The 22,184-nt window shown below is 38.7% G+C and carries 17 protein-coding genes, 3 tRNA genes and 2 pseudogenes; 10 read left to right on the forward strand and 12 right to left on the reverse strand.

The genetic code is table 11. The annotated features are described in order from the left end of the window. Window positions 1-31 precede the first annotated feature (31 nt). Window positions 32-1,246 (reverse strand): IS256 family transposase, encoded by a 1,215-nt coding sequence (locus AC2SLP_RS09490; RefSeq protein ID WP_486535535.1) that lies wholly within the window; start codon window positions 1,244-1,246, stop codon window positions 32-34. Between the two features lie 18 nt (window positions 1,247-1,264). On the opposite strand from AC2SLP_RS09490, the gene AC2SLP_RS09495 reads away from it, so the two are divergent. From AC2SLP_RS09495 to AC2SLP_RS09510, 4 genes are all read left to right on the forward strand, one after another. Further along, window positions 1,265-1,588 (forward strand): DUF7079 family protein, encoded by a 324-nt coding sequence (locus AC2SLP_RS09495; protein WP_486536435.1) that lies wholly within the window; start codon window positions 1,265-1,267, stop codon window positions 1,586-1,588. Between the two features lie 954 nt (window positions 1,589-2,542). Continuing rightward, window positions 2,543-3,403 carry a mechanosensitive ion channel family protein gene (locus AC2SLP_RS09500; RefSeq protein ID WP_486536436.1) on the forward strand — a complete coding sequence of 287 codons (861 nt, stop codon included), beginning with the start codon at window positions 2,543-2,545 and terminating at the stop codon, window positions 3,401-3,403. 62 nt (window positions 3,404-3,465) lie between these two features. Continuing rightward, window positions 3,466-4,611, forward strand: a complete 1,146-nt coding sequence (locus AC2SLP_RS09505; protein WP_486536437.1) for an S-(hydroxymethyl)glutathione dehydrogenase/class III alcohol dehydrogenase — start codon at window positions 3,466-3,468, stop codon at window positions 4,609-4,611. A gap of 101 nt (window positions 4,612-4,712) precedes the next feature. Then, a complete protein-coding gene (locus AC2SLP_RS09510) occupies window positions 4,713-5,513 on the forward strand; it encodes a YdcF family protein (protein ID WP_486536438.1) in 801 nt (266 codons plus the stop codon). Between the two features lie 69 nt (window positions 5,514-5,582). Here the strand turns inward: AC2SLP_RS09510 and leuA are convergent, their stop codons facing one another. Continuing rightward, complete coding sequence (gene leuA, locus AC2SLP_RS09515; RefSeq protein WP_486536439.1) at window positions 5,583-7,334, reverse strand: 2-isopropylmalate synthase; 1,752 nt, start codon at window positions 7,332-7,334, stop codon at window positions 5,583-5,585. 244 nt (window positions 7,335-7,578) lie between these two features. Between leuA and AC2SLP_RS09520 the strand changes: the two genes are divergently transcribed. Continuing rightward, the gene (locus tag AC2SLP_RS09520) at window positions 7,579-8,088 is read left to right on the forward strand and encodes an Lrp/AsnC family transcriptional regulator (protein ID WP_486536440.1); all 510 of its coding nucleotides are present in this window, start codon (window positions 7,579-7,581) and stop codon (window positions 8,086-8,088) included. Window positions 8,089-8,186: 98 nt separating this feature from the next. Here AC2SLP_RS09520 and AC2SLP_RS09525 read toward each other — a convergent pair whose 3' ends face one another. The 3 genes from AC2SLP_RS09525 to AC2SLP_RS09535 all read right to left on the reverse strand — a co-directional run bounded on the left by AC2SLP_RS09525 (window position 8,187) and on the right by AC2SLP_RS09535 (window position 11,231). After that, the gene (locus AC2SLP_RS09525; protein ID WP_486536441.1) at window positions 8,187-8,873 is read right to left on the reverse strand and encodes a YoaK family protein; all 687 of its coding nucleotides are present in this window, start codon (window positions 8,871-8,873) and stop codon (window positions 8,187-8,189) included. A gap of 64 nt (window positions 8,874-8,937) precedes the next feature. Then, window positions 8,938-10,245, reverse strand: coding sequence for an ABC1 kinase family protein (locus tag AC2SLP_RS09530; RefSeq protein WP_486536442.1), 1,308 nt, complete (start codon window positions 10,243-10,245; stop codon window positions 8,938-8,940). A gap of 155 nt (window positions 10,246-10,400) precedes the next feature. After that, on the reverse strand, window positions 10,401-11,231 hold the full coding sequence (locus AC2SLP_RS09535; protein WP_486536443.1) for an ion transporter: 831 nt from the start codon (window positions 11,229-11,231) through the stop codon (window positions 10,401-10,403). 193 nt (window positions 11,232-11,424) lie between these two features. Here AC2SLP_RS09535 and AC2SLP_RS09540 point away from each other — a divergent pair, with 193 nt between their 5' ends. Further along, window positions 11,425-12,171, forward strand: coding sequence for a YebC/PmpR family DNA-binding transcriptional regulator (locus AC2SLP_RS09540; RefSeq protein ID WP_486536445.1), 747 nt, complete (start codon window positions 11,425-11,427; stop codon window positions 12,169-12,171). Between the two features lie 344 nt (window positions 12,172-12,515). On the opposite strand, the pseudogene AC2SLP_RS09545 reads toward AC2SLP_RS09540, so the two are convergent. The 3 genes and pseudogenes from AC2SLP_RS09545 to ftsY all read right to left on the reverse strand — a co-directional run. Then, a pseudogene (locus AC2SLP_RS09545) lies at window positions 12,516-12,677 on the reverse strand (IS3-like element ISPar1 family transposase); the annotation flags it as partial. 214 nt (window positions 12,678-12,891) lie between these two features. Next, window positions 12,892-13,461: a methylated-DNA--[protein]-cysteine S-methyltransferase gene (locus tag AC2SLP_RS09550; RefSeq protein WP_486536446.1), complete on the reverse strand. Its 570-nt coding sequence runs from the start codon at window positions 13,459-13,461 to the stop codon at window positions 12,892-12,894. Window positions 13,462-13,601: 140 nt separating this feature from the next. Further along, window positions 13,602-14,801, reverse strand: coding sequence for a signal recognition particle-docking protein FtsY (gene ftsY / locus AC2SLP_RS09555; RefSeq protein ID WP_486536448.1), 1,200 nt, complete (start codon window positions 14,799-14,801; stop codon window positions 13,602-13,604). 496 nt (window positions 14,802-15,297) lie between these two features. On the opposite strand from ftsY, the gene AC2SLP_RS09560 reads away from it, so the two are divergent. Further along, window positions 15,298-15,374 (forward strand) — tRNA-Asp (locus AC2SLP_RS09560). A gap of 160 nt (window positions 15,375-15,534) precedes the next feature. Next, window positions 15,535-15,962, forward strand: a pseudogene (locus tag AC2SLP_RS09565) (DDE-type integrase/transposase/recombinase); the annotation flags it as partial. A 680-nt stretch (window positions 15,963-16,642) separates the two neighbouring features. Here the strand turns inward: AC2SLP_RS09565 and proX are convergent. From proX to AC2SLP_RS09585, 4 genes are all read right to left on the reverse strand, one after another. Next, a complete protein-coding gene (gene proX / locus AC2SLP_RS09570; protein ID WP_486536450.1) occupies window positions 16,643-17,725 on the reverse strand; it encodes a glycine betaine/L-proline ABC transporter substrate-binding protein ProX in 1,083 nt (360 codons plus the stop codon). A 100-nt stretch (window positions 17,726-17,825) separates the two neighbouring features. Beyond that, window positions 17,826-18,980, reverse strand: a complete 1,155-nt coding sequence (proW, locus tag AC2SLP_RS09575; RefSeq protein WP_486536451.1) for a glycine betaine/L-proline ABC transporter permease ProW — start codon at window positions 18,978-18,980, stop codon at window positions 17,826-17,828. 70 nt (window positions 18,981-19,050) lie between these two features. Continuing rightward, the gene (gene proV, locus AC2SLP_RS09580; RefSeq protein WP_486536452.1) at window positions 19,051-20,346 is read right to left on the reverse strand and encodes a glycine betaine/L-proline ABC transporter ATP-binding protein ProV; all 1,296 of its coding nucleotides are present in this window, start codon (window positions 20,344-20,346) and stop codon (window positions 19,051-19,053) included. A gap of 318 nt (window positions 20,347-20,664) precedes the next feature. Continuing rightward, the gene (locus AC2SLP_RS09585; RefSeq protein ID WP_486536453.1) at window positions 20,665-21,291 is read right to left on the reverse strand and encodes an SOS response-associated peptidase family protein; all 627 of its coding nucleotides are present in this window, start codon (window positions 21,289-21,291) and stop codon (window positions 20,665-20,667) included. Window positions 21,292-21,603: 312 nt separating this feature from the next. On the opposite strand from AC2SLP_RS09585, the gene AC2SLP_RS09590 reads away from it, so the two are divergent. Together AC2SLP_RS09590 and AC2SLP_RS09595 are read left to right on the forward strand one after the other, a co-directional pair. After that, window positions 21,604-21,679, forward strand: a tRNA-Val gene (locus AC2SLP_RS09590). A 38-nt stretch (window positions 21,680-21,717) separates the two neighbouring features. Beyond that, window positions 21,718-21,794 (forward strand) — tRNA-Asp (locus AC2SLP_RS09595). Window positions 21,795-22,184: the final 390 nt, after the last annotated feature.

Here is a 22,184-nt window from a genome sequence, read left to right on the forward strand (position 1 = left end):
GAGCCCATCCTGAATTCTGTGTAACTGCAATTTAGATTAAATGCTTACTAACACGCTCATCGAACATAATCATAAATCGATTAAGAGCAGACGTCCAGTTACGGATGGGCATCGACCACTTTTTAGACGCCTGCTGAGTCGCTAGATAAACAACCTTTAACGCCGCTTGATCAGATGGGAATATCTTACGCTTATTCACAGCGGTACGAATCACGCTATTTAATGACTCGATAGCATTGGTCGTATAAATGGCTTTTCTAATGTCTTTCGGGTAATCAAAGAACACGGTTAAGCCCTCCCAATTATTGCGCCAAGAGGTAACCACATGCGGGTATTTATCGCCCCAGATCTCATTAAACTGCTCAAGGCTAGCCTCTGCCAGCTCAAGCGTATCAGCACCATAAACCGCCTTTAAACCAGCCGCTACTTTTTTTCTATCTTTCCATGGTACAAACTTCATAGAGTAACGTACCATATGCACAATACATAGCTGAACCTGTGTGTTTGGATATACCGTATTAATTGCCTCGCTAAAGCCTTTTAAACCATCCACACAGGCAATAAGAATATCTTGAACCCCACGGTTTTGTAGTTCAGTGAGAATACCTAGCCAGAACTTAGCGCCTTCATTCTCCGATAGCCACATACCCAGTAGCTCCTTTTTGCCCTCAAGATTGACGCCTAAGGCCAGATAGATGGCTTTATTAATGATTTGCTTGTCTTGACGTACTTTAACGACAATGCAGTCTAAATATACGATAGGATATAAGCTACTTAGTGGACGATTCTGCCATGCTGTGATGTCATCTATGATGTTGTCAGTAACCCTTGATACGAGACTGGTTGAGATATCAACGTCATAGATATCTTTGATACTCTCAACAATCTCAGTGGTTGTCTGGCCTTTGGCGTAAAACATGATGATTTTATCATCGAGCCCAGTGATACGAGTTTGATGCTTTGCAACCAATACAGGATCAAAGCTTCCTTCACGGTCTCTGGGTGTAGATACTTCAATCTCACCTGTGTCACTGCGCACTGTCTTTTTGGTGTGACCGTTGCGCTTGTTTGGGGTATCCGCCTTTTCATGCTTAGGATAGCCTAGATGCTCTTCCATCTCGGCTTCTAATGCAGTGTCAATAAATGACTGCATGAGCTCTTTTTGAAATGCTTTGATGTCTTCAAAGCTGCCAACGTGTTTGGCCATTTGTTCGGCTAGTTTTTTTAGTTCTGTTTGTTTTGTCATTGCTTATTCTCCTTTACTATGGATTATAAGCAGTTACACAAAGTTTGGGAAAGTCTCATCGCCTCAATTATTTATCAAAGCTCTTTGCAAGATATACGTTATACATTGTTTTATGAAGTAGCCCCTATTTACGGTTCGGTATTTTTTACGCCAGTACCGTATGAATGGTTGGCGTACGACAAACACGAGTTTATAGATAATATAAGGCTACATATCAATAAAATGCAAAGCAGCAAATTATATCTAGCTAAGTCAAATATACTCGGATTGATTTACAGTTATTTTTTAAAATCAGTATGGTTGGATTTAAAAAGAGAAATTGAACTACTTCAAAATCAATAGACTTAAAATACTACATGAATAATTCACTTTAATTAAATTATTAATATGACATTATTAGTAATCAACAGTTTGCTAAAGGTTTATGTATGCTTTACCGACATAAATTATATTTATTTTTGATAATTATAGCTGAAATCATCTTATATTTCGTTTAAACCTACGGGTATTTTCATTCTGAAAATAATTTCCAAATTCTTGGTCTTAGTAATCTTGATAAATATGAAACCGCTTTAATAAGATTTAATACGATTATCTTTTTAATACATGTTGTTATAGCTGTATTATCTATTAAATATATTAAATTAAATAAAAAAACTCTTACTTTGATGTTTGTCGCTGTAATTAACTTGATTATCGCAATTTGGTTTTTAATAGTTGGTATATATGACAACTTTATAAATATTCAAGAAGTTAATATCTTTATAGAACTACGATCAATTACCCCTTACGCTGATATTTACTATGTTTTACCTGTTTTATGGGCGGTTTTATATTTTGTTTATATTTATCCCAAGATAAGAATAAAGTCTAATTAAAAGTAATAAAAGAATTAAATGAATGACTTTATATTTACTAAAATTAATACAAATCCTTTGCGGAATAATCACTACATATTCAGTTTTAAGGGATTATTCATGCATTAAAAACATCCATTTTCAAAACTTGCCTTCTTCAATCGCTAATAATTTATTTAGTGTATTTATATTAATTATTAACAAATAACGCCTATTCATCCAATTTTGATAACCAAGTTTTTATTATCACATGTGAGCATAAACCAGTTAAACCTACCCTTCAATTCCAACCCGCCTAATATATACGTTATGTTGATAGTTAGTAAAACTAATTGGTAATAGACCGTTTCACTATTATACTTTCGCATAGGGAACATAATACTTAAAGATATTAAAGTAAAAATGTTATTTTTTTAAATTTACTTATGCGAGATCAACTATGGAACTATTAGGTTTTACGTTTGATGTTCAAACGCTAACTCAGAATGCCATATACTTAATAACTCAACTTATCTTTGCCATTCTCATATTCGTTATAGGACGTTGGATAGCTAAGAGAATTGTTGACTTTAGTCACAATATTATGCGCCGTAGCCGTTTGGATGAAACGGTAGCAGGGTTTTTAAGTCGTATTTTATATGGCATTTTATTGGTGATTGTCGTTTTAGCCGCATTAAGTAAATTAGGCGTACATACGACTTCTGTCGTTGCTATATTAGGTGGTGTCGCAGTTTCAGTAGGTTTAGCGCTTAAAGATCAACTTTCAAACTTTGCAGCTGGCGTATTAATTGTACTGTTCCGTCCTTTCGAACGTGGCGATTATGTCCAGATTAGTAGCTATACAGGTACCGTTACTGATATAACCTTAATCAATACACATGTGACCACGGTCAATAACCATGATGTGGTTATTCCAAACAGTGATATTAGTACCTCAGCGATTACTAACTATACGTCTTTACCTAATCGCCGCGTAGATATTACGGTTGGCGTCGGCTATGATGCCGATCTTAAATTGGCTAAAGAAGTACTCATGCAAACCGCTAAAGAAAACCCTTTAGCTTACTCTGATCCCGAGCCAGTTATAAGAGTGACAAATTTGGGAGATAATTCCGTTGATCTCACGTTGAACATATGGACGAGTAATGATGATTGGTGGGCCATGCAGTGTCAGCTTCTTGAAGATTTCAAGATTGCACTAGATAATCATGATATAGATATACCTTATCCACAGCGCAGCATTCATGTAAGTGGTTTAAATGACATTGTTGAGTTATCAAATAATAATAAAGAACAATAAGATTTCATCTAAACAATTTATTATAAGTTACGTAAATCAAACTATAAAAATAAGAGGGTTATATGTCTCAAGAATTTATTAAATCAAAAGCTGCTGTAGCATGGGGTCCTAAAGAGCCACTAAAGATCGAAGAAGTCGATGTCATGTTACCCAAAAAGGGTGAAGTATTGGTTAAGATATTAGCCAGCGGAGTTTGTCATACCGATGCTTATACACTATCAGGCGCTGATCCTGAAGGTGTCTTTCCTGCAATATTAGGCCATGAGGGCGGCGGTATTGTAGAACAAGTAGGTGAAGGTGTAACTAGTGTTGAGGTTGGCGATCATGTCATTCCTTTATATACTGCGGAATGTGGTGTTTGCAAAATGTGCCGTTCTGGCAAAACCAACTTATGCTCTGCGGTTCGCGAGACTCAAGGTAAAGGGTTAATGCCTGATGGTACAACCCGTTTTTATAAAAACGGCGAACCTATATATCATTATATGGGCTGCTCTACGTTCTCTGAATATACTGTACTTCCAGAGATCTCTTTGGCCAAAGTCAATAAAGAAGCACCTCTTGAAGAAGTCTGCTTACTTGGCTGCGGGGTTACTACGGGTATGGGCGCTGTGATGAATACAGCTAAAGTTGAAGAAGGCTCTACAGTCGCCATCTTTGGCTTAGGCGGTATTGGTCTATCTGCTGTTATCGGTGCAAATATGGCCAAAGCCAGACGCATTATTGGTATAGATGTGAATGAAAGCAAATTTGAATTGGCCAAAAAATTAGGCGCAACCGATTGCATCAATCCAAAAGACTACGATAAACCGATTCAAGAAGTTATCGTTGATTTGACCGATGGCGGCGTGGATTATTCATTTGAATGTATCGGTAACGTTGATGTGATGCGCTCGGCTCTAGAGTGCTGCCATAAAGGTTGGGGCGAGTCTATCATTATTGGTGTCGCAGGCGCGGGTGAAGAGATCTCTACGCGCCCTTTCCAGTTAGTAACCGGTAGAGTTTGGAGAGGCTCAGCGTTTGGCGGGGTTAAAGGTCGTACTGAATTACCGGGTTATGTTGAACGCTATCTAGCAGGTGAGATCCCACTTCAAGAGTTTATTACGCATACCATGTCCCTTGAAGAGATAAATGAAGCGTTTGAGTTAATGCATGAAGGTAAAAGCATTCGCAGTGTGATTCATTTCGACGCCTTAAATGACCAGAAATAAGATGTTTTATAAGGTTGATATACTCTGAAAGTTTTTAAATTATATAACAACTGCTAAATATCTTGGCATCTCCACTTCTAATACTTTATTGATTTTAAACCATGACTTATTCAACGCCTATTTACCTAAAAATAGTAAAGTTTATATTACTCGTTAGTGGTATCGTTCTGGTTTTAGATTGTCTGTTTTTATTGATGCAATTTAAAATCAACTTCGGTACCGTCGTTCCTTTTTTAATCGGTATTATATTTATAATACACGCCCTATATTGGCATCAAATTCAAAACTTTATCAATACGAGCAAGCTGCGCCGATATATTTGGGGCGGATTGTGGTCAGGATTTATAATATGGTTGTTCAGTTTTATTGCTTTTGCAATCTCGCTAAGTAGCAGCCATACATACGAAGATGATATCAAAAATGTAAAAGCGGTAATTGTATTAGGCGGCGGCGTTAAGAATAACAAACCCACGCCGACACTTGCCAGCAGGCTAGATATAGCCGCTCAAATTATAAATCAGCACCCACAAGTTATCGTCGTACCCAGTGGCGGTATTGGAATTTCTCAAGAGCTCAGTGAAGGTGAGGTCATGAAGACTTACCTTACTCAAGTTCATGGCATTGATGAAAAGCTAATAACTCCAGAGGAAGAAAGCACCAGTACTGAAGAGAATCTGTTATATAGTCAACCTATATTGGAAAAACAGGGTGTGCATATGACTGATTCTATTGCTATTGTTACCAGTGATTTTCACATACCGCGCTCCATTGCTATTGCAAAGCATCAAGGTTATACCGACATTGTACCCGTATCGAGCCCTACCCCGCTTAATATTCGTTATAATGCATGGTTTAGAGAGTATTTTGCATACATTAGCGGTTGGCTTCTAGGGGAATATTAATAGCGTGTTGTAAATAAAAAAGACCTATAACTATGATAGGTCTTTTAAATGATAACAATAGTAAGTTATCTAAAGCGCTTGAGAAAGCGCCGATAACGCCCCTTTCAACATCGCAGAAACGGTACTGGTATGAGTTCCAATTCCTGAGTAAATCTCCCCATCTACATTAAGCTGAATATAAGCGGCCGCTTTGGCATTGGTTTTATCACTATCACCACCGCCTTCTTGCTGAAACTCAGGATTAATCGCGTGTTCAGAATAGTTAATGATATGCAGCTGCTTACCTGTATGGCGAGCAACCCCATCTATGAATGATGAAAGCGGGCCATTGCCGTTACCTGATATGTCCACCGTTTCACCATTTAGAGTAATTTGACCGTTAAATTCAACTTCTCCACCTTTATTATTGACGCTGTGATCTAATAATTGATAGTCAGAATTTTGTAAATAGGTGCTCTCAAACGCTTCAAGAATCTCGTCGTTTTTAAGCTCGCGCGCTGCGTCTTCCGCTTTTTGCTGTATAACACGGCTAAAGTCAATCTGCATCCAGCGGGGTAAGTTAAAGCCATAGTTACGCTGCAAGATATATGCAACGCCCCCTTTACCAGACTGACTATTTATACGCACTACATCTTGATAGCTACGGCCAATATGAGCAGGATCAATTGGTAGATAAGCAACGTCCCATATATTTTGAGTGGTATCGCTATTTTTTTCATTAAAGTCTAATGACTTCTTTATGGCATCTTGATGCGATCCACTAAAGGCTGTAAATACCAACTCACCAACGTAAGGATGGCGTGGATGTATGGGTAAATTATTACATTCACTAACGACCTGTACAATTCTACTCATATCACTAAGATCAAGTTCAGGGTCTACGCCTTGACTGTATAAGTTCATGGCCATAATCATAATGTCCATATTTCCCGTACGCTCACCATTTCCTAATAAGGTACCTTCGATACGATCAGCGCCAGCCAATACGCCAAGTTCAGCAGCTGCTACTGCACTTCCCCTATCATTATGCGTGTGCAAGCTTATAATCACATGCTCTCGATGATTAATATGACGGCAGAAGTATTCAACTTGGTCGGCATATACATTTGGCATCGATGACTCTACGGTTGCTGGTAAGTTGATGATAACCTCTTGACCATCTTGAGGCTTCCATACGGCATTAACGGCATTGACGACTTCAATGGCATAATCAGGTTCCGTTTGGCTAAAGCTTTCTGGCGAATATTGGAATACCCACTCTGAATCAGGGTGCTTGGCAGCATGATCTTTTAACATATGTGCGCCTTTTACCGCGATGTCTTTGATTTGCTCCAAATCTTTTGCATAGACTTTGTCGCGCTGAACTTTGCTGGTTGAGTTATAGACATGTACGACAGCTCTACGAACCCCTTGCAAAGCTTCAAAAGTACGTTCAATTAAGTGCTCACGGGCTTGAACCAAAACTTGGATAGTTACATCATCAGGAATATGATTTTCCTCAATTAACTTACGTGCAAAATCAAACTCAACTTGCGCAGCTGAGGGAAAACCAATTTCAATTTCTTTAAACCCTACATCGACAAGGAGTTTAAAAAACTGCATTTTTTGATCGATGGTCATTGGATCAATTAATGCTTGATTACCATCTCGTAGATCTACACTTGCCCATATGGGTGCTTTGGTAATCGTGTTATCAGGCCAAGTGCGATCACTTAGCTGCGGCGCAAATGCAAAAGGCTGATATTTACGAAAGTCAAAAGCTTCAAACTTAGGCTTTACTTTAGGTTCAGTAGATGGCGTACGATCAGTAACTTGGCTCATGGCTTTACTCTATTTGAATAATTGAATTAAAGTTGATAAGAAATTTACTATCTATAATTAAGTATATGAATAAGGGTTAATTGTTTAAATGACTGTAGTTATTTATCATGAGGGTTATTTTATCAAAGTTTACTTCGAAAATTACACTAAATTAAAGCTATAAAAGTTATAAAATAGTTTATTTCATTAATTTTAAGGTATGTTATAGTGAAAATCACTACTATCAATAATATTATTAACTTCTATGACTAATAAAACCAACCTAAACCAGCACAATACAAATGACGCTAATACTTATTCAATCGATAAAATAGATCAGCAGTTATTGGCGTTGCTACAACAAGATGCGCGTATGAGTATAACCGATATGGCAGAGGCGGTACATTTATCAGCGACACCTTGTGCTAGACGCATCAAGCGTTTAGAAGAAGCGGGTATTATTACAGGGTATCATACCAGTGTTGACCCCCAAAAACTCGGCTACAGACTGTCTTTATTTATAGCAGTTAGTATGGATAAACATACTGCAGAACGCTTTCAAGAATTTGAAGATAGAGTACAAGAGTTTGATGAAGTGGTCAGCTGTAGTATCGTCACAGGGCGCACAGAAGATTATTTATTAAAAGTTGTGGTTCGCGACATGGCGCACTATGAAGAGTTCTTATTACATCGATTAAATCGTTTGGACGGGGTCAGTCAGGTACATACCAGCTTTGAGCTGCGTGAGGTATTTAATAGAGGAATAATCAAATAATTGAGGGTGAGTGGTTAAATCGTTAAATAGCTCAATAGCTGAATAACTTGATCAACGTAGAACTGAAAAATTTAATTCAATTATGAGATCAAGTGACCTTAACGTTTAGATGGTAAGACACGCTTTTCTGGTAAACGATTGGAAGCCAACTGGTAAAATAGCGCTGCTAATATCACAATACCCGTTGGTATCAACATGGCGGTATATCCAAGCTTGAAGTATGCATAGGCGCCAAGCACACCCCCGCCGCAAAAGCTATACCATATGATGGTTTGAAAACCTAGAATCATGATATTAATTGGTCTGCCCGCCAACCAGTTGCCTATTGCGGCGCCCATATCAGAGGTGAGCCCCGTTAAGTGCGTGGTGCGTATAACAGCTCCGCTATAAGTCGCTACCATAGAGTTTTGAAGCCCGCATGCCATAGCCGCTAATAACTGACCAAAATAATCATGCTGAAAGAATAATAAGAAACTACAGAACAATAAAGCGGCTTCAATAAACAAGGCGACTCCATAACGGCGTCCAAGCCTCAAAGAATGCTGACCGATTAAAAAGCCGCTTAATATAGAGCCGGTTAAAAAAGAAAGTAAAGATGCACCGATAAATATAATTGATGAGGCATCAAAGTTTGCAATCGCAGACGAAAACAAACTTACGTTCCCAGTAACATGTGATACCGAAAGATTGGTAAAACTACTCAGTGCAATAATATTAACGCTACCTGCGCTAAATGCTAATACCGCCCCGCCTATTAATATCCATAAAGGCAACTTAGTTATCATAAGCCTTCAATAATCACTGTAAATAGTGTTAATTTTTAGAATTTAAATAAGATAATTCATTCAACTACTGATTGATTTGACCGAGTAAACTCACTCTGGCGTCATCAAACATATCCATATTAGGCGCAAGCGTTCGCATAAAACGATCAAAATATAACATTTGCTTGGTTAATAATGCAAAATCACGTGGGAAATGAATACCATGACGCTTACCCACCTCCACTATCTCAAGCATCATTTGATTAAGCTCATCCGCTTGTTCTTTACTATTAAAAGGCTTACCACTGGTATAAGTCTTATCTTCAGCCATAATTCGCGTAATCATTTTGGCCAAATCACCTGCCAGCTGCCCTTGATCGACTTTTTCGCGATCATGTGTCATGCCCATGTCAATCATACAACTCGCCATGGTCACATAATCGTTTTGTTGTAAGGCTTGCATCATGCCCAAACAGGCCTGCCAGCTTTCAGGTTTTAATGACCCGACGATGCCAAAGTCTATAAATCCAATTCTACCATCTTTTAACAACATCAAATTGCCCGCATGCAAATCTGCATGAAAGCTATTACAATACATTAGACTGGCAAACCAAGTATTAAGCGTATCTGCCATAACTTGCGCAGGGTCATCACAGTACTGGCGCATGGCCACTTCATCTACCATGGACATCCCATACAAACGGCTCATGGTTAGCACACGCTTTGTAGTCAGCTCATCGACCACCTCTGGTGCAACCACTTTGGTATTGCCAGTCATTTGCAAAAACTGCTGGAAGTCACGTATATTTTGCGCTTCTGCAATAAAGTCGGTCTCAGATAGCATACGCGTTCTTATCTCATCAATAATAGGAGACAAACTTGCAAACTTCATATTCGGCACAACGCGTTCTAAAATCTTGGTAACAGCGTGTAAAACACCTAAATCCGTTTGCATGATGGTGCCTACGCCCGGCTTTTGAACTTTAAGGACAACATCACGACCGTCTTTTAAAGTAGCAGCATGAACCTGCGCAATGCTTGCAGAAGCCAAAGGAGTTTTATCAATGTTTTGAAAATAATCGTCAAAGCTATCGTCACCGTTAAGCAGCTCTTCTTTAAGCACTTGTTCGATATATTTGTACGATAGCGGTGTGGTCTGATCCAAACAGTCTTGAAACGCAATGACATAGTCGCGTGGAAACAAGGAAGGCGTACTGGCTATAAATTGACCGATTTTAATATACGTTGTGCCAAGCTGCTCAAAGGTTTCTCGAAGCATAACTGCGTCAGGACGTTCCCCTTTAGCCACTCGTAAAGCGGATAACCCGGCAACGCTTGCTGTATGACGCACACGATTGACGACATTAAAAGATTTTTTTAATATTCCTGGCATAAGTTTACAGCCTACTTTTTAAAGGGTGCTAGTTTGGTTTTAACATAGTGATTGTAGTGGTCAGCTTTAATAAATAATCAATAGTTGTCTATTTAATCTGTAGCTTTTTAAATATGAAGCTAATTAAATATAAAGCTAATTAAATATAAAGCTAATTAAATATGAAGCTCATGACCACAGCGATCGCAAAATTGTGCAGCAGCAGCATGACCAAACTTGCCACATTGCGGGCAAGTCACTGGGTGCAGTTGAGGACGCATACTCTTTGATAATTCAGAGGTAAAGATACCCGTTGGCACGGCAATAATAGAATAACCTGTAATCATGACCATACTCGCTATGGCTTGACCTATGGGAGTTTTTGGAGAAATATCACCATACCCTACTGTCGTTAAAGTCACAATCGCCCAATAGATGGACACAGGAATACTGGTAAATCCGTTTTGCGGTCCTTCGACCACATAGACAACGGAGCCGAATATGGTGACAAGCAACAATACGGATAAGAAAAAAACAGTGATCTTTTGCTGACTGGTTTTGAGCGCGGATGCCAAAAATCCCGCTTGCTGCATATACGACTTAAGCTTAAGAACTCGAAAGACCCTAAGAATACGCAGTATGCGTACCACCAATAGATATTGTACGCCGCCAAAAATAATACTAAGATAACTAGGTAATACGGACAATAAATCAACAATACCAAAAAAGCTAAACGCGTACCGTATACGATTGGGCGCAGAAAATAACCTTAATGCGTATTCAAGGGTGAATAAAACTGTAAAAAACCACTCTGCATACCAAAATATAGTCCCATATTGCAATCGCAAAAATAGAACACTGTCTAACATCACCACACCAACACTTGCAGCAATTGCAATTAATAAAATTATATCAAAGAATTTACCTAAAGGCGTGTCGGTGCCTTCAATGACAACATGAATCCTATTTCGCAAACTATTGAGGCTATTTGAGCTAATTTTTTTCATAAATACGGGCAGCTAACCTATAATTGTGCTTCATTATACTTCATAAATCTAATAATGTGACTCTATACTCATATTTGTTTTAAGTTAATTTATGAATTGAATGAAATAAGGTCTGTTATAATTTATCAAAATATAACAAGCTATAAATAAGTTTATAATACACCTAAACATTTCTAATAGGGATAAATACACTATGGCTGGTCATTCCAAATGGGCAAACATAAAACATAAAAAAGCCAAAGAAGATGCTAAACGTGGCAAGGTCTTTACTAAAATCATTCGAGAATTGGTGTCAGCGACCAAACAGGGCGATCCAGATCCCGAAACAAACCCACGTTTACGTGCTGCTGTTGAAAAAGCGCTTTCAGCGAATATGACTAAAGATACGATACAGCGGGCAATCGAACGCGGCGCCGGTAATACCGAAGGCGGTGAAATGGATGAGCTCACCTACGAGGGTTACGGGATAGGCGGTGTTGCCGTTTTAGTTGAAACCATGACAGATAATGTAAACCGTACCGTGAGTGAAGTGCGTCATGCCTTTACCAAATATGATGGTAATCTGGGCACAGCAGGCTCAGTGGCTTATTTATTTACCAAGCGTGGTGAGATTGTATTTGATGATGTGACACTGGAAGACGACATTATGTTGGTTGCTTTAGATGCGGGTGCTTTGGATATCGAAAATGATGGAGAGAGCCTACTGGTCATCACCGAACCTGATAATTTCGGTAGTGTCAAAGACGCATTGAATGAGGCAGGGTATGAGTCTGTAAATGCAGAAGTCACTATGTCGCCCTCAACCACGGCTATCATTAACAATATAGATGATGCTGAAAAAGTTATGAAAATGATAGATATGCTTGAGGATATTGACGACGTGCAAGACGTGCATACAAATGTTGATTTCCCAGATGAGATATTAGAGCAGCTATCTTAAGTGTTGTTTGATCAATAAAAACTTATAGACATATCGACATTAAAAGATAAACAGTACCGTTTTAAACATATAGCCAGCGAACTACTAAACGATTACGGCGTTAAGCTCGTTAAGCCTACTGACTACGCCGTCAAATCCGTACACCTAAACTTGGTAGATTTTGATTTAGCTTTTGAATATAAATCCATTTAAACCTGTCTTGGCGATATCATATCTAAACTCTGCTGAATCCTGACTCCACTTGAGCATGGCGCTTGCCATGTGTCGGGGCGAAGCAGTGTTTCGCTTTATTCCTCTTCATTTAATATCACTCGCTTATAACACTCAATCTCTTATTCTTACTATAAACACTTATTCTCTTCAATAACAGCCATTGGCACAGGATCAAACTGTTTAGCACCTCTAAGCTTATCTTGAATGGCTTAGCGTAGCCAATTAGCCAGTGTTTGCATTGGTAGCCCTAACTGCCTTGCTGTGGCACTGATACAGCCAACATTATTCTCCATTGCCTTAACCGCTTCTGCTTTAATTTCTTAACTGTATCTTTAACTTTATTAGTCATGGTAAGCTTCAAGTTATCTTATTTAATTTAAAAAGTTTTTGTCTGCGGTTTTTTCAGCATAGCTTAACCATCAATTTGATTTAATAACCATAAATTTAGGTGCTTATACAAAATGAATAGTCAAAAGGTTTAAAACACTAAAAATAGAATCTATATATTTATTGCTCGATATTAAGTAGCAGCCGCTTTTTATCAAGTCCCCCAGTATATCCTCCTAAGCTTCCATCACTCGCCACTACCCTATGGCAAGGAATAATAATACTAAATGGGTTTTTACCATTGGCGTTGGCCACCGCTCTAAAAGCGGTAGGTTTATCAATGTTTGACGCAAGCTTTGCATAGCTAATAGTCTCACCATACGGTATACGTTGTAAAGCATGCCAAACTTGCTGCTGAAACGCTGTACCTAAAGACAATTCAAGTGGGATATCAAACTGTTGTAACTTGCCAGCTTGATACTGTTCTAATTGAGAAATGGTATCTAATAATAAGGACTGTAATTGATTATTTTTGCTTAGGCTATTTTTATCAATCAACGTTAAATCAGCTTTAGACACTTTATAATGTTTTATTAATTTATCGATTGATTTAGACTGTTCCCAGCTTTGTTTGTCTGCGAGCCATTCAACCGTATATAGTTTTGGTATAAGTTTATTTTGAGCATCAAAATCTGACCCTGCTATTAACAACAGTGGGTATTTATCTATATAGGTAATGGTCGCTATCATTCAACTTCCCTTATGAAATAAAAATGGCACCTATTAAGGTGCCATAATTTTATAAATATATATATGAATAAATGTAAACAATATTAGGGGCTGTATTAGGGCTGTCTAAAATCATTAAAACCTGATAAAGGTTTAATCGACTATTCATCGGTCTCAAAAAGTGCTGCTACAAACTGCTTCGGACTAAAGGCGCGTAAATCATCAATCGACTCACCGACACCAATATAACGTATCGGAATGTCAGTGGTATTGGCGATATTAAACACGACCCCGCCTTTAGCAGTACCATCTAGTTTGGTAATGGTTATACCGGTTAAAGGCACTGCATCATTAAAAACTTTGACTTGATTTATAGCATTTTGACCCGTACCTGCATCGAGTACCACCATGCCTTCATGCGGCGCAGTCGGATCAGACTTACGCATAATACGTACCACTTTTTCAAGCTCAGCCATTAAGTGGGTCTTATTTTGTAGACGTCCTGCTGTATCAGCGATTAACACATCAATATTCTTGGCTTTAGCAGATTGCATGGCATCAAATACTACTGATGCGCTGTCTGCACCATGACCTTGAGCCACAACTGGGATGTTATTACGTTCACCCCATACCTGCAATTGCTCGGTAGCTGCCGCTCTAAAGGTATCCCCTGCTGCTAGCATGACCGACTTGCCTTCTGATTGTAAACGCTTAGCAAGTTTACCAATGGTGGTTGTTTTACCCACACCGTTCACACCCACTACTAAAATAACAAATGGCTTTTTAGTGGTATCAATAACCAACGGTGCAACTTTTGGTTCTAGAATTTCTACCAACTCTTTTTGTAGCGCTTTATATAAAGAATGAGAGTAAATTAAATCACCGCGTGCGGTCTGCTCCGTTAAGCTTTCGATAATTTTGTTAGTAGCGTCCACACCAATATCGGCTATTAATAGCTGATCTTCGACCTCCTCAAGCAGCTCATCATCAATCTCTTTACCACCGATTAGGATGTTTGCTACCCCTTCGGCTAAGTTCTTACGCGACTTGGTCAAGCCTGATTTCATACGTGAGAACCAGCCACCGCGTTTTTTATTATCATCTTCTACTTGCTGACTAGTCTCTTGAGGCGGTGTAATGACGGGGTCAGCTGGAGGGGTTTGAGGCTCTATAGGTTCTGAGGGTAGCTCTGTCTGAAATGCTGGAATAACCGCTTCTGGCTCTTCAACACGAGGCGTTTCAATAATAGGAATATCTTGCGTACTGGGCAAATCTGGCAAGGTGATGTCATCATCATCTATTTCATCCAAACTACCATCGAGGTCAATGACTATGCGCGTTGGATTATTAGGATTATTCATTGGGCATCTCTTGTATATGGGTTTTTATAATTAGTAAGGGGTTAAATTTTGATAAAATAGCGAATAATTTTAGTATGGTATAGTTTACCATAATTGGCTAAAGGCTTATTTAATCCTCTAATTTATAGTCAAAGAAGTCTAAAATGGTTACAAGGCAACCGAGTGCAAGTACTACTGGAGTAGGCTTAAAGAGCTTAACACTGTAACCGTTTAGTAGTTCGCTGACTATAGTTTCTGTTTGCTTGAGTTCAAGTCTGATTTAGACAAATTAGCTTAGTTTATGGAAGATTTATTTGAGTTTTTTGATTTAAAGAATTGACAGATTCGATTTTATGTATAAAATAGCGTGCACCAATTCGAGAATGACTGATATTAGTCAATATCTTTTCCGTCATATGAGTTGGTAGAGCAATCGTCTTATAGTCAGAATGTTCGCGGTTTATCCGTTATTGCAAACCACCATATTAGTTAGTGGTTAAACTTACTAATGAGATCAGCAGCGGTAGTTCAGTTGGTTAGAATACCGGCCTGTCACGCCGGGGGTCGCGGGTTCGAGTCCCGTCCGCTGCGCCATATTTTAAAACAGTTTTAGACTTTTAGTTTAGATAAGTTTTAACCCCGTTACAGTGCATGTAGCGGGGTTTTTTTGTGGGTGGTGGTTTCGGTTGCTTAATTCATTAATTATACTCATTGAACTATGCTGAAGAAACCGTAGAGGAATACTTGGTAAATTAGTGACTCTAACCATAACAAGCTAGTATATCCAAACTTGCTGGATAAAAAGTTTGAATCCAGTCGACCTAATCAAATTTGGGTCAGTGATATTAATAATATTTGGTCAAACGAGGGCTGGCTGTACTTGGCTGGTGTTTAAGACCTGTATACCAAAGAGCTTGTCGGCTATGCCAACTACAAACGTATGACTGCGATCTAGTATGACGTGCTCTAAATATGGCCATTAATGACAAACGACCCGGCAAAGGGTTAATAGTTCACTTTGATTGGGGTAGCAAGTAATGTAGCCATGCGTATCAAAAGATCATCAAGCAGCAGCAATTTATAGGCTTAATGAGTGGCAAAGGTAATTGCTATGACAACGTTCCGATAGAAAGCTTCTGGAACGTATTAAAGAATGATATGGTATACCATCAAGACTATAGTCGGCGAACTTATAAAGAGTCACGGTGTTAACCTCGTTAAGCCTACCCTAGTAGTACTTGCACTCGGTTGCCTTATGACTACTTTAAAGTTCTTTGACTATATAAACGAGATTTGCAACGATCGGTGATATGATTGGCTATATTAAGCAGTACTACAATCAGCCAAGTATTTAAAAGTCTTTAGTCTATAAATCACCAAGACAGGTGTGGTCTGATTATTGTCATCAGGTTGCATAACTTAAATCTTCCAAATTTAATTGTACGGATTTGACAGCAGGGGTCAAGGTAGATAATGCGTTAATTATCAGTGATCGTATTTAACCAACTAAAGATTTTACGGAAGTTGTTATATTGGATTAATACATTAGTGGTTAGTAGAATTATTGATTGAAATCTTTAATGTATTTATACTTCATACTGTAAAGTTATCTAGTTCATCCATAAGCTTGACAAATTTTTAAACTGAAACTCTCTTTAATAAGATCGATAGTATAATGGCTCAATAGACCTGGTTTAAATTTTTAAAATTCAGACCCATCAGAACCACCCCACCTACCCCACAAAAAAGACAAGTAACTATTTAAGCTACTCGTCTTTTTAAAATAAAAAATATAAATCAAACGATATAAATTAAACACGCATTCAAGTTAAACGTATAAACTTGAACTTAGTTATATCATCTTATTTTGCAGCTGCGCGTGCTTGTTCTAACCAACCGTTATAAACTTCTTGGTTGTTTTTAATCCAGTTTAAAGCATGTTGCTTAATTTGCTCTTGTGAATCTTCACCATTCGCAATAAGCATATTCTCTTCACTTACTGACGCTAAAGGAATGCTTGCAACTTCAAACAGCTTAGCAGCAGCTGGATTAGCTTCTGCAAAGTCTTTATTGGCTACAATACGCTCACTATTGACCGAGAAGCCATAATTTTTGCCATTTGGCGCAGTCGTATCATCTGAATGAGGGTTGGCGGTATAAGGCACTTCCAACCAGACCACATCTTCGCCAGGCACTAGTTTTCCAGAAACCCAGTAAGGCGTCCACGTATAATAGAAAATGGGTTCGCCACTTTCGTAACGGGCAATGGTATCTGAAATAATAGCAGCATATTGACCTTGGTTATGAGTGATAGTATCACGCAAACCATAGGTATCTAACTGATGTTCGATAACCGCTTCACAGCCCCAGCCGGCTTGACAACCAGTTAAATCAGCCGTACCGTCACCATCTGTATCAAACAAAGCGGCAATTTTTGGATCAGCAAATGCTTCTAGATTGGTAATACCGTATTCTTCTGCCGTTTTCTTATCAACCAAATAACCTTGAGCGGCGCCTTCAATTAAGTGCCCTTCACGGTAAAACGCTTCATCCCCACCAGCATTTTCGTACATATCGTTATGTAGTGGATACCAATTCACAGGTGCATATTCAGCATCGCCAGAAGCAATAGCAGTATAGCCTGCACTATAATCTACTTCTTTGATTGGCTCTACATCATAACCCAAATCTTTTAGCGCTTGGTTGACAACCATTGTCTGAAAGCTTTCTTCTGAAATTGGGCTTTGAATGGCTTGAACACTAATACCTTCACCTGGCATGCTCTCAGCACCAGCCTCATTAGCGGTCACGTCCCCAGATTCGGTAGTGGCTTCTGTGGAGGTTGTTTCTTCTGATGTTTCGGTTTCGGTGGGATTACACGCAGTAAGCGATAAACCAGTAACACCGATCGCAATAGATAATACGGTTTGATTAAATAACTTCATTAATATGTTCCTTATACATAGTTAAAAAATTGTTGGTTATAAATTTATGGTTATAAATTTATAGTTATAAATTTATTGTTAAAAAAACAGGGTTAAAAAACTAAGACTTGTTAAATACACTATATACCAATCCAATAGGCCCGGACTGGTACCACTTTTGATGCTTTTTATCACGGTTATTCTGACCTAGCGACTGCGTCATTCGATCAAGAATAATCGCCATGATAACGATGCCTAATCCGCCGACAGTCGCAAGCCCAATATCCAAACGTCCAATACCTCGCAGAACCATAAGACCCAAACCTGCTACTGAAATCATAGAAGCTATAACCACCATCGATAGACTGAGCATTAACGTCTGATTGACACCTGCCATAATGGTTGGCATCGCTAAAGGCAGCTGAACTTTATATAGCAGTTGTTTTTTATCTGCGCCAAATGAATTGGCCGCTTCGATTAAATCTTCAGGTACCTGCCGTATGCCAAGATTGGTTAGTCTGATAACAGGCGGCACGGCAAATATGATGGTAACGACAACGCCCGGCACATTACCTATCCCGAATAGCATGACAATCGGAACCAAATAAACAAATGCCGGCGTGGTTTGCATCGCATCTAATGTTGGGCGCATAATCTTTGCCATCGTATCGCTTCGTGCCATCATGATACCGCTTGGAATCCCGATAATCATACAGAACAATACTGCGGTTAGCACCAAAGAGAGCGTGGTTATAGACTCCTCCCATACCCCAATGGCGCCCAATATCGTCATTCCGATAAATGTTCCTACGGCCATTTTTTTACCTGCCATTTGCCATGCGAGTAAGCTAAAAAGCACAATAAATAATAGCGCTGGAATACTGGATAAACCAGCTTCAATAGAATTAAGCGTCCAATCAATAGGTACTTTGATGGCGATAAAAAAAGGGCGAAATTGCGTAACGATCCATCCAATGGCGCTATCCACCCAATTGTCTAAGGGTATAAGGGTTTGAGCGAATGGGTCTAACCATGAGAAGTCAGCTTTTTCTATTTCACCAGAGGACATACTACTCATTGAACTGGTTGATTCACTCGAAAGGCTGCTATTTGAGGTACCATTGATTGTTGCGCCCGCGCTGTCCCATGCGTTGGCAGTTGCTTCTGGGGCTACTATCGGGCTATCTACTAGTGAGTCAGTGGCGCTATCGGAAACGATTTCAGATGCATTATTTGAAGCACAATTTAAGCTTTGATCGTCATTTGAATCTGGCATATTTTTCACGTTTTATAATTTTAGTTAACTGCTTTGATGAATGTTTTTGTATATGAAACATACTCAAGCTTTAATTCTTTCCTAACGTCTCTAGCAAGTTGATATAACTCACACTTCCGATATGCTTACCTTGAGCATCAACAATGGGTAGCGGGTAAGGTGTCCGTGCTAACTGGTTATAAATATCGCCAATGTTTGTATCTGCAGGAACGGCTGCCACATCATCTAATAGGGCATCACTCAGTGTTAAATTTGCTTGAGTATCTTTTTGTTCTATCAGAACATCTTCTAGAGATTTTGACGATACAACGCCTAAGAACTCAAGCTGCTGAGATAACACGAAAGCGTATTCTCTATCATTTTCACTCATTCGCTTTAATGCCGTACGTATACCCTGCCCTGGCGGAGTATCTGGTTTTAGAATTAAGGTTAGTTGACTGCGATGCGCAATATCACCAACCGTAAACACTTGACTGACATCCACCTCTCTAAAGAATGAGGAGACATAATCATTGGCAGGGTTATTAAGGATTTCATCAGGCGCGCCAACTTGAATGACCACACCATCTTGCATAATGGCTATACGATCACCAATTCGCATGGCTTCATCTAAATCGTGGGTGATAAATACGATGGTGCGTTTATCGTGCTGTTGTAACTTAAGTAGCTCATCTTGCATTTCGGTACGAATTAAAGGGTCTAAAGCAGAAAAAGCTTCATCCATCAATAATATATCTGGATCGTTCGCTAATGCGCGGGCAAGACCAACTCGTTGCTGCATCCCCCCAGAGAGCTCATTTGGGTAGCTATTGGCGTTGGCGTCGAGTCCGACTTGTTTTAAAGCGATCATAGCTCGTTTATGCCGCAACTCTTCATCCATACCTGCAAGTTCAAGACCAAATGCTGCGTTTTGTAGGGTGGTTAAATGAGGCATTAATGCGAAGGATTGAAACACCATGCTCATCTTTTCACGGCGCGTCTGACGAAGTTTGTCATCATTCATTTTGACAACATCTTCCCCATCGACAAATACATTACCAGCAGTGGGTTCTATCAATCGATTTAATAAGCGTATGAGTGTAGATTTACCAGATCCAGACAAGCCCATTACAACAAAGATTTCACCTTCTTGAATGCTCAAACTGACATCATTGACCGCAACAGTGTTGCCTGTTTTAGCAAATATCTCATCTTTACTTTGTTGCTTATTGACAAGCTCTATGGCTTTTTTGGGATGTTCGCCAAAAATCTTGTATAGATTCCTGACTTCTAATTTTGGGAGAGTTAGGTTTGAATTACTATCAAGGGGTTTATGCGTTTTACTAATTTTTACGTCCACTTCTTTATCGAGCGATACATCCGACATAACTGAACCATATTCATTGAATTGTAAAGGACAGTAACATAATGTTAACGCTTTAACAAATCGGTACAGTCAAAAAAATATGGTTTATATGGGTATAATATAGACTAAAACAAGCATTTATTTGTAGTAAAGCTTCCTATCTATAACTAAAAGCTATTAAGTTTATTCGTAAGTTTTTATATATATGATGACTAACAATGACTAGTAATAAAGATGTGACTTTAAGAAGTTCTAGTACCTATTATTTATTCGTCTATAAGTTAGTTATTGGTTACCTTAAATATATATACAGATGTTAAGAATAACTCAAAGGTTTGGTTAAGCTTGCTCAAATTGAAACCTATCCGCTTCTATATTACTCATAATTTTAGTAATTTGGTTTCTTGAGGCTTGTAAATATTTCAAACGTTTTTCGGGTTCAACCAAATATATGGACCGCTTTTCTTTATGCGGTTTATGAAATTGGCTCATAAATGGCTCATCGTCTGCATTGTGAGTTAACAACGTAAAGCTATACACTGGATCGTCAAAGTGAGAATTGTACTCATACATACCTGCTATCGTAAAGGGCACCTCGTTCTTCTGATAGATTCGTTGCCATTCATTCTCCTTAGGGTCACCGCTTTGATAATACGGCTCCATAAATGCTGACATTGGTACCAAGCAAAACTGATTTTGAGTAAAGGCAGATCTAAAAGTTTTCTTATCTTCAATAGTCTCAATACGGGCATTGTAGGTGGCATAGTCGACTGGATTGCTCGCCCATTTCGGACTTAATCCAAATTGACCTTTTACGACTTGCAAACCATCTTCGGTAGAGATTATGATCGGACAGAAATCTGCGGGGTATACTCTTTTTTTATATTTAAAGTCTAACTCTAATTGTTTATTTTCAATAATTTTCTGGATTTGATTAGGGCTTGCAGGTTCAAAGTTTGAGCACATATTACTTCCTTTAAGTTATAAGCTAAGCCATTCACCTAACTGACCTGATGAAATATGATCTTATTAATTTTAAACGTTATATAAGTACTTTACCGATGTAAATTTAAAAAATATATTTGACAGCTTAGTAATATTCTATATAATACGCTCCTACATTCAGAGGTTATATATCTGTTGAGTGTACAGTAAATTCTTATTATGGGATTTTCTTTATAATACCTAATAAAGGTATCAAGTTTTTAGAATATCCTCTTTTAGTGATTTTATCTTGCGAAGCTAAAAAGTCTCACAGACTTTTATTAACGCTTCTTAGGGTGATTAGCTCAGTTGGTAGAGCGTCTGCCTTACACGCAGAATGTCGGCGGTTCGAATCCGTCATCACCCACCACTTATTTTAGAAAGTGTCTAAATATTCTAAAGCGACTAGCAGCGGTAGTTCAGTTGGTTAGAATACCGGCCTGTCACGCCGGGGGTCGCGGGTTCGAGTCCCGTCCGCTGCGCCATATTTTAAAACTAGTTTAGTTTTTGACTATATACAAAGCTTCAACCCCGCTACAATATATCTAGCGGGGTTTTTTGTGCGTGTTATTTTAGTTGGATTATTTAAAGCCGTTATTAATTGCCTTGCTGGTACTGGTTTTTATAGGGACGGCCACAAAGATAAGTCCTGCTAGATGGTTATCAGCCGCCACATACATCATCGTTTAACCCTTGCTACGACGACTATCTGCTTGGTCTGATAGTTGTTTATCGAACTGTTTAACCCTGTCTTTAATTTGTCATTACCAATTGCACGGCAATTAACCCATAAATGATTAGGTTTAATTTTTTGTTTTTATACATATTACGCATTAACGCTATCATGACTATTGCCATAATTAGAGCCATGTAAA

The organism is Psychrobacter sp. CX21, assembly GCF_057396255.1.

Excerpts from the sequence above, each read along its gene's own strand:
- AC2SLP_RS09490 (WP_486535535.1), bottom strand. The coding sequence starts at position 1,246 with ATGACAAAACAAACAGAACTAAAAAAACTAGCCGAACAAATGGCCAAA.
- AC2SLP_RS09495 (WP_486536435.1), top strand. The coding sequence starts at position 1,265 with ATGGATTATAAGCAGTTACACAAAGTTTGGGAAAGTCTCATCGCCTCA.
- AC2SLP_RS09500 (WP_486536436.1), top strand. The coding sequence starts at position 2,543 with ATGGAACTATTAGGTTTTACGTTTGATGTTCAAACGCTAACTCAGAAT.
- AC2SLP_RS09505 (WP_486536437.1), top strand. The coding sequence starts at position 3,466 with ATGTCTCAAGAATTTATTAAATCAAAAGCTGCTGTAGCATGGGGTCCT.
- AC2SLP_RS09510 (WP_486536438.1), top strand. The coding sequence starts at position 4,713 with ATGACTTATTCAACGCCTATTTACCTAAAAATAGTAAAGTTTATATTA.
- leuA (WP_486536439.1), bottom strand. The coding sequence starts at position 7,334 with ATGAGCCAAGTTACTGATCGTACGCCATCTACTGAACCTAAAGTAAAG.
- AC2SLP_RS09520 (WP_486536440.1), top strand. The coding sequence starts at position 7,579 with ATGACTAATAAAACCAACCTAAACCAGCACAATACAAATGACGCTAAT.
- AC2SLP_RS09525 (WP_486536441.1), bottom strand. The coding sequence starts at position 8,873 with ATGATAACTAAGTTGCCTTTATGGATATTAATAGGCGGGGCGGTATTA.
- AC2SLP_RS09530 (WP_486536442.1), bottom strand. The coding sequence starts at position 10,245 with ATGCCAGGAATATTAAAAAAATCTTTTAATGTCGTCAATCGTGTGCGT.
- AC2SLP_RS09535 (WP_486536443.1), bottom strand. The coding sequence starts at position 11,231 with ATGAAAAAAATTAGCTCAAATAGCCTCAATAGTTTGCGAAATAGGATT.
- AC2SLP_RS09540 (WP_486536445.1), top strand. The coding sequence starts at position 11,425 with ATGGCTGGTCATTCCAAATGGGCAAACATAAAACATAAAAAAGCCAAA.
- AC2SLP_RS09550 (WP_486536446.1), bottom strand. The coding sequence starts at position 13,461 with ATGATAGCGACCATTACCTATATAGATAAATACCCACTGTTGTTAATA.
- ftsY (WP_486536448.1), bottom strand. The coding sequence starts at position 14,801 with ATGAATAATCCTAATAATCCAACGCGCATAGTCATTGACCTCGATGGT.
- proX (WP_486536450.1), bottom strand. The coding sequence starts at position 17,725 with ATGAAGTTATTTAATCAAACCGTATTATCTATTGCGATCGGTGTTACT.
- proW (WP_486536451.1), bottom strand. The coding sequence starts at position 18,980 with ATGCCAGATTCAAATGACGATCAAAGCTTAAATTGTGCTTCAAATAAT.
- proV (WP_486536452.1), bottom strand. The coding sequence starts at position 20,346 with ATGTCGGATGTATCGCTCGATAAAGAAGTGGACGTAAAAATTAGTAAA.
- AC2SLP_RS09585 (WP_486536453.1), bottom strand. The coding sequence starts at position 21,291 with ATGTGCTCAAACTTTGAACCTGCAAGCCCTAATCAAATCCAGAAAATT.